This window comes from Mesorhizobium sp. WSM4816, from assembly GCF_055811535.1.
In genome coordinates, this window is record NZ_JBVVQR010000064.1 from 1 (window position 1) to 14,292 (window position 14,292).

Genomic DNA, 14,292 nt, shown 5'->3' on the forward strand with positions numbered 1-14,292 from the left:
CACGATCGACCATCCGAATCATCTCCCTCTCTTCCTTACCCCCGGAATCATCAATCCGATTCTGTGCAAAGGCCTCCCTAGGAGAGAAGCCCCGAATGGCAACAGCAATGGTGGCAACGCAGCAGCCACCAGTTTGCCGCCGATACCGGCTACGGCAAGCTTAACACCGCAAATCGCGATCAACATTCAGCTTCATCTCCCCGAGACAGAGAACGCCGAGGTCTACGAGAAGCTGTTCAAAGCCCTTCGGGAACACCTGCTTAGTCCGAAGGAGTAGCAAGTGGGTATCGAAGACTGGACCGGGCGCGTTAGTCGTGCGCGGCGGGCTGCACATGTCGCGTTGGCGCAACATGAGAGTGCCGCGTCCCGCATCGTCTTGCTAGAAGACCTTTCGAAGCGGCTGTCCGGGACACCCGTGGATGTCCAAGACTATTTTGCAGAGGCCATCGCGTGCCTAGAGGGCGAACTCTATCGGTCGGGGATCGTTCTTGCATGGGCTGGCCACTTCCACGTCCTCACCGAGGTCTGCTTCGCCACCCATGAAGCCGACATCCGAACGGCCCGCCCTAAATGGACATTCAAAGACCTAGCCGAACTAAAGGAGCTTGTGGCGGAAGCGCAGTTCCTGACGGTGGCGAAGGACGTAAAGTTCATTCAGAAGTCCATGCTGCGGATACTGGACGGGCAACTGTCCCTTCGGAACCAGTGCGCCCATCCCACGCTCTACCGGCCCAGCATGAACGCTGCCATCGGGTATGTAGACAGTATGATCCGTCAAACGCTGACGTATCTGCCGCCCCCTTAGAGACAACGCCCACCAGCACAAACAAATGGTGTGTACTGGTGGGGCAAGTGTCGCCTATTCGCGGTCGCGCTTCGCACATGCGGCGCAATGATCACCGGGATGGTCATCATATGCCGCTTTGAGGAGGTCAGTGAACTCTCTAGTCGGCATTTCCGCCGCCCACGGAATAGGGCCTTTATCTCCCTTTTTCCGGTCGATCATAACGCTTTTCCAAAAGTCGTCTTCCAGTTTCCAGAACCCGCCACCGAAGATCACGCCATGATCCTCGCACCGCTCCAAAGTGCCATGATCTGCCAAGTATGAAGCCGCCATTACCAGATTTTCTTGACGCTCCATCATCATTGCCTTCATTCGACCCATATAAACTCCTTTAAAAAGTGGTTAAAAATCACCCCTTAATGAGGGGCGGCTTTATATGGGTATGGCAACAAAACCGTTCAAGGAGCTTCAGCTTGATCTAGGCTCCGGTTCGCATCACACCGATTTGGCCGGGATGTTGAGCTTTCGGGTTCTCGCGCCACTGGAAACGGACTTCCACTGGAATGCGCCACTTTCGCGCCAGCCGATCAACTTCCTTCCAAGCGTCGGTGGCTGATTGGCCTTGTACGGAAATGCCCAAATGAGCGTGGTATTTGAAACCGTCATCTTCGTACTGACTAGCACGTGAAGGAACCTGCAACTCCTTCACTAGGTTCGCCGCCGAACCCACCTTTGGCTTCGCAGCCTGAATGGTTTGAAGAAGCAGGCCAGCCCAATTCGAACTTTCCAGTACCTTCCCGCCTACAGAAGCGTACAGGACCCTAGTGAACGAGAGACCGGGAGCGCGGTCGAAGTCAATCGGTCCATCCCCTTGTTGCACGGCGGCTTCATCAACGTCGCGCTCCAATCCCAGCGTTTCCATCATTTCGGAAACCACTCGATCAAGCGTCTCCGCTGGCGTCTTAGTCTCGTACCACGCGGAAATCAGTTTCAGGCTGCTAAGCGTGGCGTCGCTGATCCTTACAACGGGCATCATCATTGTTCTCCTGTGCCGCCCCAGCGGCGACAGAGAATATGTTACATATCGTCTTAATGAACGCAAGGAGATATGTTACATATTTTATGAAGGCGCTACCCCTGCCGCCTGCCTTCCCGCTGTAGCTGCAAAGCCGCATTGCCGAGCACCTGACTTTGCGAGCGCCGGAAGGTGTCCTTCGGCTGATTGGCCTTCAGGGTACGGTCCACATGCTCCGCGATTTGGCTGGCAAGGTGCGCATCCTGTCGGGCGTTTCCTGATCCCGCGACGTTGATGGCGAGGTTCGGCGCATAGGTGTTGGCGAAGCTGTTTCGCCCGACGATGCCGCCCGTCGCGAAGGCCGGTGCCTTGCCGCTGTTGATGGCTTCAAGGGCGGGCAGGTATTTCCGTGTCGCCTTGGCGTTCACGACATACTCGCCATCGGACAGCAACGCCAAATTACTGTCGGACGTGCCGGTTCCCGCTCCACGGATGCGCCCGCCTTCCGCCAGCCCCAGCAGCCCGCCTAGCAGCGCTCCGAACAACCCGCCGCCGCCTCCACCGCCGCCGATGCTGGCGAGCGGCCCCTGCCCCAGCAGCAGGGCTTGCAGCGCCATCTTCAGAAGCTGACTGCCGAGATTGGCAAGGGCTTCTTCCGCCGTCATGGAGCCGGTGAGGATGCCGTGCAGGGCGTCAACGGCAGTCTGCCCGAACATCTGCGAAAGTTCCGCCGCCCGCTGCTGCGTCTCGGCAAAGCGCATGGTGGCCGCTTCGGCGGACGACATGCCTTGCGCAAGCGACTGGATTTCCTGCCGCTGCTGCGGGGTCAATTGGATGCCTGCCTGCATGGCCCGATTGAGCATGTCCTGTTCGGCCCGGAAGGCGGCTGCGGCCTGTCCGGTCATGGACAGCGCCTGCCGTTCCTGTTGCTGCGCTGTCGCGTACTCCTTCGCCCCCATGATGATCCGGGAATAGGCTGCGGCCTGTTCTTCGGCTTGCTGCCGGGCGGCGTCCGCCTGCTGCTGCCGAGCGTCCGTGCCCGCCTGAATGCCCGGATCGACGGCGGGAGCCTGAACGGAATTGCCGTCATAGGCGCGGCTGATTGTGGCGTCGTCTATGCGGCGAAGCCCTTCCCATTCGTTCCGAAGCCCGCCAACGTCATTGCCGCGACGGCGCAAGAGCTGCTGCGCAAGCCGGTCCTGCAATTCGGGGGAAAAGGTTTCGGAGCCGGACAGCCCCATTTCATTGCGAAGCCCGCGAAGGGTCTTCTGGACGATCTGGTAGCGCCCCAGCGCCGACGAATTGAAATTGTTGTCCGGGTGCCGAAGCATGGACGATTGCAGGGCGTCGATTTCGTTCAGCGTCATGCCGACAAGGTTCTTCGTCCCGCCGGTGAACGCGCCGTATCCCAGCGTCTCGTTATAGCCGCGCCCCTTGTCCGTCCCTTCGGCGAAGCCGATCAGGTCGAGCATGCCCTTGTCGGCGGCTGAACGTGCATCCTTGCTGGCAAGCGCCCCCAGCGCCTTATCCCGAAGGGCGTTAGCCTGCTGCACTTCGCCCATCGTCCGCGCATTCTGGAGGGCGGCGCGATAGGTGCTGTCAATCTTCGTCCTGGCGTCCAGCGTGGCGAGTTGTTCCGCCAGTTCGGGGATTTCCCCCTTCAGGGCGCGGATGGCGTCGGCATAGCTGTTCAGGCCGCTTGCAGCGCTCCCCGTGGCGGTGCTGGTGTCCTGAATGGCGGAATTTAGCTTGCCGACTTCCGGGGCAGCTTCCTTCGCTTCGTTCCCGGCGTTCGCCGAACGCTCCCCGAGCACCTTCAAGATGCGCTGTTCGGTTTCGTGGAGTTCGGCGCTTTCGCGTTCAAGGTGCTCTATCTGTTTGTCATATGCGCCGCCGAACAGCGTCCCGCCGATGGTGCTGTCCTTGTCGCCCTTCAGCTTCAGGATTTGGTTCTCGATATCGAGGCGGCGCTTGCCAATGTCGGCAAGCTCATTGCCGAGTGTCCGGGACTGCTGTTCCTCTATGGCGTTGAAGCCGTCGAACCATTCCAGCAGCGCCCCCGTCGCTTCCACAATGGAGCCTTTCAGGCGGGTGCTGATCGTGCGGGAAATCAGGTTGAACTTGCGGTCGATTTCGTCGGCGCGGGCAATCACGTCATCGGACAGGACAAGGCCGAACTCGTTCGCCTCCCGGATCATGTTGCGGATGCCAGCCGCGCCCTTATCCAAAAGTTCCACGAAGCGTTCGCCAGCGGAGCCGCCGAACAGCTCGTCCGAAACTCGGATTTGTGCCGCCCGGTCCAGTTGCTCCATCCGGCCGATGATCTCGACAAGCAGGGCGGACGGGTCTTTCAGCTTGGTCTTCAGTTCTTCCGCCGTGAAGCCCAGCCGCTGGAAACTTTCTGCTGCCGGGCCACCTCCCGTGGTGATGAACTCGTCCGCACGGAGCTGAAGCTCCTTCATGCCGTCCGCCAGCGTGTCCACGCCAATGCGGGATTGCTCCGCGACATAACTCAACTCTTGGAACGCTTTCGTCGTCAGCCCCGCCATCTTGGCTTGACTGCCGATCAGCGCCACGCTGTTCGCCACGTCGCGGATGCTGCCCGCGATCTGCTGCAATCCTCCAACTGTCAGCCCGCCAAGGATGCCCCCGGCGAAGCCCGTGCCGAACGTCTTCAGGGTGTTGCCGACGCGGGACGCGGCCCCGCCAAGCGATCTTTCCAGCACGTCGCCTGACTGTTTCGCCCTCTTCTCAATTCGGTCGAAGTTGTCGTTCGCAGTCTTGCCCGCCTTCTGGAAATTGCGCTCGAAATCCCGGATGCGGGCTTCAAGGGAAACGACAAGCTGTTCTGTCTCACGGGCCACGGCTCACCTCACCACACAAGCAGCCCTTCGGCCCGCTCATCGCTTTCATATACCGATCTTGTGTCTTCGCCCGTGGAAGCGCGGGCAACGGCCATGGCGGCGGCAACTGCCCCGTCTATGCGGTCACGGCTCTTGCTCTTATGGAATGCCTTGTTCCCCGCTTTGTCCGTTTCCACTGCTATGTTGTCGAAGTTCCAGCGAAGCACCGGATGCCCGCCATGCCGGAAGCGTCCGCCAACGATGGCGCGTTCCAGTTCTTTGATGGCCGGTGCCATCGTAACCCAGCCTTGCCGCATTTCCACGGCGGGATAGCCGTCCTCGCGAAGGGTGTTCATCATGTTGCGGGCTAGGTGTGGATCGAAGGCGATTTCCCGCACGTCGAAGCGGTCGCATAGGTCGCGGATCGTGTCTTCCACGGCGCGGAAGTCCACCACGTTGCCGGGCGTCGGTTCGATGAAGCCCTGTGCCGCCCATAGCGGATATGCCACGCCGTCACGCTCCGCACGGCGCTGAAGGTTGTCGGCGGGACAGAAGAACCACGGATGGACGATATAACCGTCTTCCCCGTCGCGCCATGCCGCCACGATGACGGTGAGGTCCGAATTGCTGGACAGGTCCACCGCCAGCCAGCACGGTTCGTGCTCCATGTCGGCAAGGTCGAAGGGTTCGGCCCCTTCGTCGTAAATCGCCATATCAAGGAACGGGTCGGACGAATGGTCCAGCCAAACGTCTAGGTGAAGTTGCCGGAAGGCTTCGCGGTCGGCGGGGCGCTGGGATGCTTCACGGGCAAGCTGGCGAAGCCCGGCAAGATCGGGATAGCCGTGCTTCAGTCCGGGGTTCGCCAGATGCCATATCTGTTCGTCTTGCCAGTCCGCTTCACGGGGCGTTTCGAACAGGATTGGCAGCGTTGACGGGTCGTCTATCTCGCCACGCGCCACCTTGCGGGCATAGTCGATGATATCGAAGGCGATGTTTTCCTGCCCGCGTCCCGCCGTGGTGATGACGACAAGCAGGGAGCCGGGAACCTTCACTAGGCCGGTGCGGATCACGTCCCAAAGATCACGCTTCTTCCATGCGTGGAGTTCGTCCACCAAGGCGAAGACTGGCGTCCGTCCGTGCTGGGTTCCCGCGTCATTCGACAAGGCTTCCAGGATGCATCCTTCGGGGAAGCTGATCCGGTTCTTGTACTCCTGAAGCTTGATATGATTGGCGGCGTCGAAGCGGCGTGAAGCCTGCCCCTTCCGCCACATGTGGCCACCGGCCTCTATGATGCCCTCGCATTCGCGGAAGCCGATCTTGGCTTGTTTCTGATCGGCGGCGGCCATGATGATTTCGCCACCGGGGACGCGTTCCGGCCCGATGGTGTGAAGCAGGGACAGCGCCGCGCCGAGGCTGGTCTTCCGGTTGCCGCGCGGCAAGAGCATCACGACGTTGCGGACGATGCGCCGCCCCTGATCGTCGCACGGCCCATAGATGCGGCGGACGATTTCTTCCTGCCACGGGTCGAGCTGGAACGCCCTGTCCGCCAGCCGGGATTTCGGGTGCTTCAGGCTGCGCAAGAATGTGACCGCGCGTTGCCCGTGGCCGCACGGGTCGGGAATGTCGGGGAAGGGGTTGGCGGGCTTCGGCCTGCGGATGATCTTCAGCGCCATTGCCTACCCCGTCGCGATGCAGCGGAGTTCCAAGCCGTCGCGCCTGCCGAATTCCTTGACTTCCTTCAAGTCGAAGGTCCGTGTCCCGTCGTTCACGCGATCAGCAAGGGTGATGCCGTCCAGATAGCGGATGCGGAAGATGACGGCGGCTTCAGACGAAGCGCCAAAGGACCGCATGAACTCTTCCGCCGTCTCCTGAATGATTTGCGCCCGCACGGTGGCAAGGATCGTCCAGCCCTCAATTGGCGTGCCGTAGTCGTCCACGGTCGTCGTGGCGCGCTCAATCGCGATGATCCTGTCCAGCTTGCCCGCCCGCATCACGCCAGCTCCACAAGGCGCGCTTCAAGCGCGATGACGGCATGGGCGTGAATGCCGTCCGGGTCGCGAAGGAAGCGGGTGCTGGCGATGCGAAGGTCCGCGACGTGGAAATTGTCCAGCGTCAACGGCCCGTCGTTCAGCGCGTCCCTGATCGCGCCCGCTATCTGCTTGCTCCCGACAAGCCCGGCTTCCTTCCGCCAGATATGCAGGTCGGCGAACGCTTGATGCCGATGGCGGGCAAGTCCATCGTCGGGAACGGTCATGCCCTCGCCGATGATGATGGCGTTGTCCAGTTCGGGGCGGGCGTTGCGGTCCAGTATCGACGTTGCCGGAACCAGCGCCGTCACGGCGGACGTAGCCACCAGACGGTTGCGCAAAGCTTTCTGAAGATCAAGGGAAGGTTCCATCATCCCTCCTTCACGGCCTTCTTGATCGCCCGCTTGATGCGATTGGCTATCTTCTTCCGGGACAGCCGGAAGGCGGGCCAGAAGAACGGTTGCGCGGATGCATGGGCGGTGCCGTACTCGACAAGATGCGGATAGCGGACAGCCGTGTTGCCCGCTGTCACAAGCACTTCGTTTTCCGCCGCCATGCGGGAGCCGCCCGGCTGCGAATAGGGCGGCGTCGCCTGTCCGGGCGGCGTGGCGATGATGCTGGCCTTCAGCGCCCCGGTGTCTTCCGGTGCGAGCGCCCGCATGCGCTGGACAAGCTCATTGCCCGACTGAACCAAGGCTGGATGCACGGCCTTGCGCACGGCAACCGGGATGGCGTTCAGGCGGCGGCTTAGCCTTTGGGTTTGCGCGCTCATGTCAGAAGCACCATTCCCGGTAGGGTGCCATCAAGTCGAACAGGCCGGGCGACACGTCCGACATGGTGATGCCGACAAGCGTGGCCTCCCGGTTCTCATAGAGGTGCGCGACAAGCTGGCGGACAGCTTCCTTCAGCGGTTCGGGAGTGCCGTCCGGGAATGCGGTTGCGTCGTCCAGCACATGGCCGATGAACTTGGCAATCCATGCTTCGGCAGCGGCGATCTTGTCGGCAATCAGCGCGTCATCATCGCTGATCGTGATGTTGGCATGGGCTTTGATGTCCGCAACGGTGACGATGGTCATGGCGCATCCGCCCCCTTGGAGTGCAAATCACGCAGAACGCTCCCCTCGCCGGTCCCTAGAAGATGGGGGAAAGTTCCAACACACCCCCGGCTTCGCTTGCTGACAGGCTCCGGACGGCGATACTGTCTCGCTTCTGTGACCGTCTTCGGGGGGATCGAATGGACTTTGGTCAGATTGAAAGCGTGCTTGGTCTCGCGACCACAGCGTTGGGAGCTACTGGCAAGGCTGTTTCGACTGTCGAAGCCGTCAAGAAGCTGCTCAAATCCGAGAAGAAGCCCGACAACGGTGAAGCAGCGAACCTTCTCAATACGCTCGCAACTGAACTGACGGCTGCGAACATGATGAATGTGCAGCTTAGTGAAGCGCTCAAGACGCTCGTCCGTGAATTGAAGCAACAGGATGAATTCGAGACCCAACGAGCCAGATACGAGCTTTTCCAAACGGGCGAACACGATATCGTATTCAAGCTCAAGGAAGACACGGCAAACGGGCAACCGATGCATTTCATCTGCCCAGTTTGCCTGAACAGTGACAAGCAGGTTAGCTTTATTTCGGGTGAAGGTGATTACAAACGCTGCCAGAAAGACAAAAGTCACTTCTTCAGGTTCAAGAACACGCCAGTCAGGCGGATGAAAATGAGCGATTTCTGATGAACCCAGCATCATCGCCGCTCCTTGACGGTGGATGACCCCCGGTAGGCAGCGATCAGTCGCCTGATAAGGCGGTGGTTTCTTTTCCGCGCGATCAGGACAGCGCCCTTTATCGGCGGTTCGGTAAGCGCCCGCTCAATCGGCCATCCGACTTTGATGCGGTCCCGCAACGTGCCTTGGTTGATCCCCAGTTCCTTTGCCCATTGCGGCAGCGTTTGCGTCTTGCCGTTGAAGGTATAGGTGGCGGGCTTGGCTCCATTGCTTGCTCTAGGCTTCGTTGGCGGCTCCACAGGTTCGCTGACTGCCCTTTCCGGGTCCATGGCCAGCGTGTGGACGCGATGCATGAGTGTACCCGGCTTTATCCCGGTCTGTTCCGCGATCTGGCGCAAGGTCAGCCATTCGCCCCGAAACAGGTGGAAGCGCTGATGCGTCACCGCCGCTCCTCCCGTTGCTTGCGTCCCGAATGACAGGGCGTGCACAGCGGTTGCCAATTGGACCGTGACCAGAACAGGCGCTTGTCGCCACGGTGCGGGGTCTTGTGATCCACGACGCGGGAAGGTGCGCCACAAAGGACGCAACGGGGATTGGCTTTCAGGTATTCTGCCCGCGCCCGATCCCACTTGCTGTCATAGCCGCGTTCCCGTGCCGATGGTCGGTGCTGATCGAAGCGCGCCTTGCGCTCACGGTCGGCGGCAACCATGTGCTGGCATCGTTGCCCGGTGGACAGGACGCAACCGCAAGAGCGGATGGAAGGGGCGCGCATCGGCATTTCATGCAGCCTTCTTCCGGTGAACCTTGGTCGTCCCGAAGGAACCAAACGCGACCTTGAACTTGTCGTCCAGGCTGATCGGGGACGGCTTGCCTTCCGGTTCTTCCGAACTGCCAAAGATCGCCTTCAGCATGTCGAGACGGCCACGATAGGCTTCCATGATTTCGGCGGGCGTGGCGTCTAGCGTGGTATCGGGTTCCCAGCCCAGCCATCCCGTGCCGATGCGGTAGAGGCTCGCCAGATGGTCCTTGAAGGGAACGTCCCTAAGCTTCCTCCCCTGCCGCCGAGCGTCGGCGTGCGGCCTGTCTTCGGGGTCTATCCCGGCAAGCGCCATCACATATTGCAGCAACGGTTCCCGGATACTGTCCAGTTCATCGAGGACGCGGGCTTCCAAGAACGGCATGTCCGTGTGATCGCCGATGATGTCGAGCGCGGCGGACAAGCTCCCGTCCATGATGTCACGGGCAAGGCCGGAGAAGGAACCGGGGCGGCGTTCAAGGCGGATGGCATGACGCAACGCGGGGAGAAGCACGACAGCTTCCCCCGCGATGGTGACGCTGATGTCATCCGCAAGCCGCATGGCCTTACGCGCTCACGGCGAGCGTGTATGCGGCTTCGGCCTCGCCGCTGCCCGTATAGGTCGCGGTGACAGTGAAGCTGGCGTTCTCCACCGCCGTTGGCGTCCCGGTGATGGCTCCGGTCGCGGCGTTCAGCGTAAGCCCAGCCGGGAGCGATCCCGCCGTCACCGCATAGGAGACCGTGCCAAGTCCGCCCGACGCCGCGATGGTCTGGTTGTAGGCGGTGTTCTGTGTCGCGCCGGGCAGCGCTCCCGCCGCTGGCGAGAATGCCACCACCACGGCGGGCGGAATTTCCAGAATGGCCCCATCGATGCCGAGACTGAACGTCGTCTTGGTGATGTCGTCCGCCGTGCCGAACTGATTGCGGGCGGACATGACGGGGGCGCGAAAATAGAAGACCGTGTTTTCCCCGGTCGGCGACGGCTTGTCGTTCAACTCCACCTTGAAGCTGAAGGGCAGATAGTCCTCCACGGCGGCGCGGGCTTTGGTCTGACCGGGGTCAAGCGGGTCACGCCCGACGATCAGGGCGACGGTGCCGCTGTCAATCGAGCCTTTGCGGCGGCGGGTGTGGCTGTCGGCAAGGCTGATGAAGGTGACTTCCGTCCCTTCCGCTCCCCACTCGCCAAGATCTTCGACTTCCTTGATTTCGGTCCATTCTTCGGCCTCGAAGTCGGCCAAGAGGGCGATGGTGGCGTTAGCGTTCCCGATGAACACCTTCGCCTTTGCTGTCGTTTGGATGGTCATGGCTATTGCCTTTTCGATGATTGTGAGGCGAAGGCGGCGGACACTGCCCGTCGCCGATTGGCGGTTAGGCAGCGGGCATCTTCAACCCGATCAGGGCTTGTGGCTGAACCAGCTTGCCGCCAACGCGGCGGCGTCCGTGGAACCGCACCTGTCCATTCGCGGCACGGGTGTAGTTGTCGCGAAGGATGGACATGTTGATGCGGTCGAGGATGCGGAAGCCGCGATCCCAATCGCCGAACACGGCCACGATGGCGTTTGCCGCCACGTCGCCCAACGCTGGAACTTCCACCACAGGCTTGCCAAGGAATGTCGGCGGCTGATCGGCGGCGATGCTGTCGGACCACAGGTAATCGCCGTTCGTGTTCTTCAGCTTGCGGACTTCCTTGATAACGCCCCGGTTCATGCCCCACGCGCCACGGCGGCTGTAGGTGGTCTTTACGCCGTAGAACAGGTCAATCAGTTCATCGCCGTCGATGTCGATGGCGGCGGCGTCCACGGTGAGGAAATCGGGGTCGTTCAGAAGTCCCAGCGTTTCGCCCGTGCCGGAGCCGGTGAAGAACAGGTTTCCCTCCTTCTCGCCGAAGGCTTCGGCAAGGTCGGCGCGGATTTCAGCCTCCATGTCGAAGCCGGTATCCTCGATCATCTGATTGGAGATATCGGTGAACTCCCGAATTTCGAAGATCGGGATATCCCATTCGCCATATGTGCTTTCGCTGCCCGTGGTCGCAGCCCCTTCCGCCACGACGCCAGCGGTCGGCTTGGTGAGACGGCGCGGTAGCTTGGCGCTGGAACCGGTGGCGTTGGTGATGCGCGCAAGCTGGCGCATCGGGCTGAACTCGGTGATGTCCTTGATGATTTCCCGGATGAAATGTTCCGGGACCAAAGCGCCATCGTCGGACGTGTTCAATGCACGGATTTCGTCCGCCCGGAACCGTTCCGTCCCGTGGTGGCGCAAGTAGTGATCGAAGGCGCGGCGTTCCGTGTCCCGATCATCGCGCCGTTCCGTGCCGCCCGTGCCAGGAGGGCGATTTAATCGGGTTTCGATGCCCGCGATGCGGTCGGTGACGCCCCGGAGTTCGGTCGTCAGTCGCGTATCAAGCTGACTGCGGAACTGTTCGGACGTAGTACGCAATTCCTCCACCGCTGCCGTGGCGGCGGCAAGAGGATCATCGTCGCGGGTTTCAATCGGCTCCGCGCTGCGGGTCTCGATTTTAGCATGGCGGGTCATTTCATCTTCTCCAATGAGCGCGTGGCCTTGCGGCAGGCTGCAACAAAGGCCGCTGCGCTCTCACGGCCTGTTCTGATCGACGTGACCCCGCTCCCCGGCACGGCGGGGAAGGCCACGATGCTGATTTCGCGAAGACGGGCTTCCGTGATCCGGCGGACCCCGTTTGCGCGGCGTTCGTCCTTGACGGTACTGAACCCGATGGACAGGCCGGACACGTCCTTGGCCTGTAGAAGGCTGCGAACCTCTTGCGCCCTCGCCACCGCCAGATTGAGCTTGCCCTTGACGGTCAGGCCATCGGCCCGGACTTCGACGCTGGACCACGATCCGATGACGTTCGCGGGGTCATGGCTCCACAACATGGGGATGGACCCCCGGACATTGGCGAAGGCGCTGGCGGCGAACTCGGTGCGGTAGCTGTCAACGGTATCGAAGCGGACGGCGGTCCCTTCGATTTCCCCGCTATCGCTCACGGTGCTGAACCGGACTTCCACGTCCACGGTGTCAGTCGGACGCGCTTCGCGGGTGTCGGGTGAAATTGATTTCACTCTGCCGCCTCCCGGTATTCGTCGGCAGGCGCTTGTACCTTCCCGAACATGACGGTTTCGATGATCGGCAGGGCCACGCCGTAAAGCTCCATCACCGGAGCCAGGGCGGCATAGGCTGCGATCAGGCTGGCGGCGACTTCCGGGCGTTCCCCGCCGCCGATCAATCCAAGGCGAACGACTTCCAAAAGCTCTTGATGGCGAAAGTCGCCGCTGAAGAACCTGCGTGACAATCCGCCGATGCCCGCGCCGGTCTTGCGTTCAAGCTCCACGATCAGTTCGGGGGTGAGCCGGAAATTGCGTTCGGCGTCCCCGAAGTACTGGCGATGCGTTGGGGCTTCAGCCATTGGCCTTGCCCCCTGCGGTCGTGTTCGGGTTCAGGAAGGCGTTGCCGCCGTCATAGGGGGCGCGGTTCTCCATCGCCCGGACTTCGTTCGGGTTCAGTACGCGGGCGGCGATCAGCTTGCCGTATGCGTCGGCGCGGGCGGCAAGGTCGGCCCGCAACAGGTCGTCAACAAGGAACTCGGCATAGAACCGGGCGCGGTCTTCCGGGGCGATCAGTTTCAGCCGGATTTCGCCTTCCCATGCCTTTATCCAGCGCATCAACGTGAAGCGAAGGAACGACGTCCCCATTTCGGAGGCGTTGCCCCACGTAGCCCTGCCAAGCTCGAAAACCAGATGCGGCGGGACACGGAAGACGCGGCAGACTTCGAGGATGGAATGCTGCCAAAGTTGCTGGAATTGCGCGTCCACGGAATTGAGGGTGAGCGCCTGAAATTCACCTCCCTCTTCCAACACTGCCGTGCCACCGCTGTTCTCGCCAGCATGGGCGGCCTGCCAGCTCGATTTGATCCGCTTGGCGGTTTCGGCTCCCAAACGGGTCGGAAACTTCAACAGACCGGACGGACGGCCCCCGCGTCCGAACAGGCGGGCGGCATGGCGCTCCATGACGATGGCGAGGGCGATGGCTTCCCTGCATTGCGTGACAGGGCTGGCTCCGCTCACGCCGTCAATCGACGGGGCAGCGATATGCAGTACGTCCCGGCGATCAAGGAACCGCTGCTGGGTTCCGTCGCTGATCCGGTAACGGGGTTCCGAAGTCAGCGTGTCCAGTTCGACCGTGACAGCTTCCGGGCGAAGTCGGATCAGCTCACGCGGCTGGCCTTCGATGCGGTTGATGAAGGCGTACCCATTCCCCCAAAGCAGCGCGTCCCGCGTGACCTGTTCCCGGAACAGGCTGGCGGGCGTCCAGTCGTTCGCCTGATCGTGGAGGATGGCATAGGCCGGATGATCCGGGGCGCGCTCACGGGCATCACCGTCCCGTTCATAGACGTGGAGGGGAAGCCCGCCGATGCCTTCTGCAATCGCCTCCACGGCGGCGCGGACGGCAGTGCAACGCATGGCGGTGGCGGGAGAGACGGCAACCCCTGACAAGGCCGGGGTCGCGCCAAACAGGTCAAGCAGCCATTCAGCAGGATCAGCAAGCGAACGAACTTCGTCCGCCTGTGAGATTGATTTCACAGGTTCCGCTTCGATCCGTCCGCGCTTGAAGAAATGGAACATATCCGCCCTTGTCGTGACGGATACCCACTATGAGCATTTTCAGGTCGGGGTCTACAAGCGCGGACGGGCGTGGCATAGGATTGGGTCCGGCCTATTTCTTGGCCAAGGCTTCTTCGATGTCGGGGATGCTGTCCAAGTCGAGTTCGAAATCGGCATCGTCGTAGCTGAACGGCTTGTAGGCCTTGCCCTTTTTGCCTTGATACCAGTTCTCGACCATCTTTTCGTATTCGGCGTGCTTCTTCTTTTTCAGCGCCACGGACCATCCCAACCACTTGTTCCCGTGCTTCGCGTATGGGTGCCAAACGTGCTTTTCGTGAGCGCCTTTCAGGATCGGAAAATACGTCAGCCACTTTTCGAGCGACTTGGCCTTAGACGCCACATGCAGCGCGTCCAAGTCGTCATCATCGGGTTCGGCGGGGGGCGTGGGGGGCTGGGGGGTCTTCTCTGTTTTCGGGGAAGATTTGAATTTCAGG

The 14,292-nt window shown here is 61.3% G+C and carries 20 protein-coding genes; 3 read left to right on the forward strand and 17 right to left on the reverse strand.

Translation table 11 applies throughout. The features are described from left to right. Both AC0L3H_RS32085 and AC0L3H_RS32090 read left to right on the forward strand, forming a co-directional pair. Nucleotides 1-277, forward strand: a 277-nt coding sequence (locus AC0L3H_RS32085; protein ID WP_473588142.1) for a hypothetical protein, incomplete at its 5' end; no start/stop codon positions are given. A gap of 3 nt (nucleotides 278-280) precedes the next feature. After that, nucleotides 281-805: a hypothetical protein gene (locus AC0L3H_RS32090; RefSeq protein WP_473588143.1), complete on the forward strand. Its 525-nt coding sequence runs from the start codon at nucleotides 281-283 to the stop codon at nucleotides 803-805. A gap of 54 nt (nucleotides 806-859) precedes the next feature. On the opposite strand, the gene AC0L3H_RS32095 is transcribed toward AC0L3H_RS32090, so the two are convergent. From AC0L3H_RS32095 to AC0L3H_RS32130, 8 genes are all read right to left on the reverse strand, one after another. Next, the gene (locus tag AC0L3H_RS32095; protein ID WP_473588144.1) at nucleotides 860-1,156 is read right to left on the reverse strand and encodes a hypothetical protein; all 297 of its coding nucleotides are present in this window, start codon (nucleotides 1,154-1,156) and stop codon (nucleotides 860-862) included. Between the two features lie 106 nt (nucleotides 1,157-1,262). Then, nucleotides 1,263-1,823 (reverse strand): T4SS efffector SepA family protein, encoded by a 561-nt coding sequence (locus AC0L3H_RS32100; protein WP_473588145.1) that lies wholly within the window; start codon nucleotides 1,821-1,823, stop codon nucleotides 1,263-1,265. A gap of 92 nt (nucleotides 1,824-1,915) precedes the next feature. Then, nucleotides 1,916-4,663 (reverse strand): phage tail tape measure protein, encoded by a 2,748-nt coding sequence (locus AC0L3H_RS32105; protein ID WP_473588146.1) that lies wholly within the window; start codon nucleotides 4,661-4,663, stop codon nucleotides 1,916-1,918. An 8-nt stretch (nucleotides 4,664-4,671) separates the two neighbouring features. Then, the gene (locus AC0L3H_RS32110; RefSeq protein WP_473588147.1) at nucleotides 4,672-6,315 is read right to left on the reverse strand and encodes a terminase large subunit; all 1,644 of its coding nucleotides are present in this window, start codon (nucleotides 6,313-6,315) and stop codon (nucleotides 4,672-4,674) included. 3 nt (nucleotides 6,316-6,318) lie between these two features. After that, nucleotides 6,319-6,633, reverse strand: coding sequence for a phage head closure protein (locus AC0L3H_RS32115; RefSeq protein WP_473588148.1), 315 nt, complete (start codon nucleotides 6,631-6,633; stop codon nucleotides 6,319-6,321). Continuing rightward, nucleotides 6,633-7,040: a DUF3168 domain-containing protein gene (locus tag AC0L3H_RS32120; protein ID WP_473588149.1), complete on the reverse strand. Its 408-nt coding sequence runs from the start codon at nucleotides 7,038-7,040 to the stop codon at nucleotides 6,633-6,635. Before AC0L3H_RS32120 ends, AC0L3H_RS32115 begins: the two co-directional genes overlap by 1 nt. Continuing rightward, nucleotides 7,040-7,441 (reverse strand): HK97-gp10 family putative phage morphogenesis protein, encoded by a 402-nt coding sequence (locus AC0L3H_RS32125; RefSeq protein ID WP_473588150.1) that lies wholly within the window; start codon nucleotides 7,439-7,441, stop codon nucleotides 7,040-7,042. Before AC0L3H_RS32125 ends, AC0L3H_RS32120 begins: the two co-directional genes overlap by 1 nt. A gap of 1 nt (nucleotide 7,442) precedes the next feature. Then, nucleotides 7,443-7,745, reverse strand: coding sequence for a head-tail connector protein (locus AC0L3H_RS32130; protein WP_473588151.1), 303 nt, complete (start codon nucleotides 7,743-7,745; stop codon nucleotides 7,443-7,445). Nucleotides 7,746-7,903: 158 nt separating this feature from the next. On the opposite strand from AC0L3H_RS32130, the gene AC0L3H_RS32135 reads away from it, so the two are divergent. Continuing rightward, the gene (locus tag AC0L3H_RS32135; RefSeq protein WP_473588152.1) at nucleotides 7,904-8,395 is read left to right on the forward strand and encodes an FtsB/FtsL family cell division protein; all 492 of its coding nucleotides are present in this window, start codon (nucleotides 7,904-7,906) and stop codon (nucleotides 8,393-8,395) included. 11 nt (nucleotides 8,396-8,406) lie between these two features. Here AC0L3H_RS32135 and AC0L3H_RS32140 read toward each other — a convergent pair whose 3' ends face one another. The 9 genes from AC0L3H_RS32140 to AC0L3H_RS32180 form a co-directional block, all read right to left on the reverse strand. Beyond that, nucleotides 8,407-8,829, reverse strand: a complete 423-nt coding sequence (locus tag AC0L3H_RS32140; RefSeq protein ID WP_473588153.1) for a hypothetical protein — start codon at nucleotides 8,827-8,829, stop codon at nucleotides 8,407-8,409. Further along, nucleotides 8,826-9,095: an HNH endonuclease gene (locus AC0L3H_RS32145; protein WP_473588154.1), complete on the reverse strand. Its 270-nt coding sequence runs from the start codon at nucleotides 9,093-9,095 to the stop codon at nucleotides 8,826-8,828. The genes AC0L3H_RS32140 and AC0L3H_RS32145 overlap by 4 nt, the downstream gene beginning before the upstream one ends. Nucleotides 9,096-9,165: 70 nt before the next feature. Then, nucleotides 9,166-9,606: a hypothetical protein gene (locus AC0L3H_RS32150; RefSeq protein ID WP_473588155.1), complete on the reverse strand. Its 441-nt coding sequence runs from the start codon at nucleotides 9,604-9,606 to the stop codon at nucleotides 9,166-9,168. A 142-nt stretch (nucleotides 9,607-9,748) separates the two neighbouring features. After that, nucleotides 9,749-10,486, reverse strand: a complete 738-nt coding sequence (locus AC0L3H_RS32155) for an Ig domain-containing protein (RefSeq protein ID WP_473588156.1) — start codon at nucleotides 10,484-10,486, stop codon at nucleotides 9,749-9,751. Nucleotides 10,487-10,550: 64 nt separating this feature from the next. After that, complete coding sequence (locus AC0L3H_RS32160; RefSeq protein ID WP_473588157.1) at nucleotides 10,551-11,714, reverse strand: phage major capsid protein; 1,164 nt, start codon at nucleotides 11,712-11,714, stop codon at nucleotides 10,551-10,553. Further along, a complete protein-coding gene (locus AC0L3H_RS32165) occupies nucleotides 11,711-12,259 on the reverse strand; it encodes an HK97 family phage prohead protease (RefSeq protein ID WP_473588158.1) in 549 nt (182 codons plus the stop codon). The genes AC0L3H_RS32160 and AC0L3H_RS32165 overlap by 4 nt, the downstream gene beginning before the upstream one ends. After that, the gene (locus AC0L3H_RS32170) at nucleotides 12,256-12,603 is read right to left on the reverse strand and encodes a gene transfer agent family protein (protein ID WP_473588159.1); all 348 of its coding nucleotides are present in this window, start codon (nucleotides 12,601-12,603) and stop codon (nucleotides 12,256-12,258) included. Before AC0L3H_RS32170 ends, AC0L3H_RS32165 begins: the two co-directional genes overlap by 4 nt. Next, nucleotides 12,596-13,819, reverse strand: coding sequence for a phage portal protein (locus AC0L3H_RS32175; protein ID WP_473588160.1), 1,224 nt, complete (start codon nucleotides 13,817-13,819; stop codon nucleotides 12,596-12,598). Before AC0L3H_RS32175 ends, AC0L3H_RS32170 begins: the two co-directional genes overlap by 8 nt. 91 nt (nucleotides 13,820-13,910) lie before the next feature. Beyond that, nucleotides 13,911-14,292, reverse strand: a 382-nt coding sequence (locus tag AC0L3H_RS32180; protein ID WP_473588161.1) for a hypothetical protein, incomplete at its 5' end; no start/stop codon positions are given.

Bases quoted from the DNA above. Each gene is read 5' to 3' on its own strand.
- AC0L3H_RS32095 (WP_473588144.1), bottom strand. From the start codon at position 1,156: ATGAAGGCAATGATGATGGAGCGTCAAGAAAATCTGGTAATGGCGGCT.
- AC0L3H_RS32100 (WP_473588145.1), bottom strand. From the start codon at position 1,823: ATGATGATGCCCGTTGTAAGGATCAGCGACGCCACGCTTAGCAGCCTG.
- AC0L3H_RS32110 (WP_473588147.1), bottom strand. From the start codon at position 6,315: ATGGCGCTGAAGATCATCCGCAGGCCGAAGCCCGCCAACCCCTTCCCC.
- AC0L3H_RS32115 (WP_473588148.1), bottom strand. From the start codon at position 6,633: ATGCGGGCGGGCAAGCTGGACAGGATCATCGCGATTGAGCGCGCCACG.
- AC0L3H_RS32120 (WP_473588149.1), bottom strand. From the start codon at position 7,040: ATGGAACCTTCCCTTGATCTTCAGAAAGCTTTGCGCAACCGTCTGGTG.
- AC0L3H_RS32125 (WP_473588150.1), bottom strand. From the start codon at position 7,441: ATGAGCGCGCAAACCCAAAGGCTAAGCCGCCGCCTGAACGCCATCCCG.
- AC0L3H_RS32130 (WP_473588151.1), bottom strand. From the start codon at position 7,745: ATGACCATCGTCACCGTTGCGGACATCAAAGCCCATGCCAACATCACG.
- AC0L3H_RS32135 (WP_473588152.1), top strand. From the start codon at position 7,904: ATGGACTTTGGTCAGATTGAAAGCGTGCTTGGTCTCGCGACCACAGCG.
- AC0L3H_RS32145 (WP_473588154.1), bottom strand. From the start codon at position 9,095: ATGGTTGCCGCCGACCGTGAGCGCAAGGCGCGCTTCGATCAGCACCGA.
- AC0L3H_RS32155 (WP_473588156.1), bottom strand. From the start codon at position 10,486: ATGACCATCCAAACGACAGCAAAGGCGAAGGTGTTCATCGGGAACGCT.
- AC0L3H_RS32160 (WP_473588157.1), bottom strand. From the start codon at position 11,714: ATGACCCGCCATGCTAAAATCGAGACCCGCAGCGCGGAGCCGATTGAA.
- AC0L3H_RS32170 (WP_473588159.1), bottom strand. From the start codon at position 12,603: ATGGCTGAAGCCCCAACGCATCGCCAGTACTTCGGGGACGCCGAACGC.
- AC0L3H_RS32175 (WP_473588160.1), bottom strand. From the start codon at position 13,819: ATGTTCCATTTCTTCAAGCGCGGACGGATCGAAGCGGAACCTGTGAAA.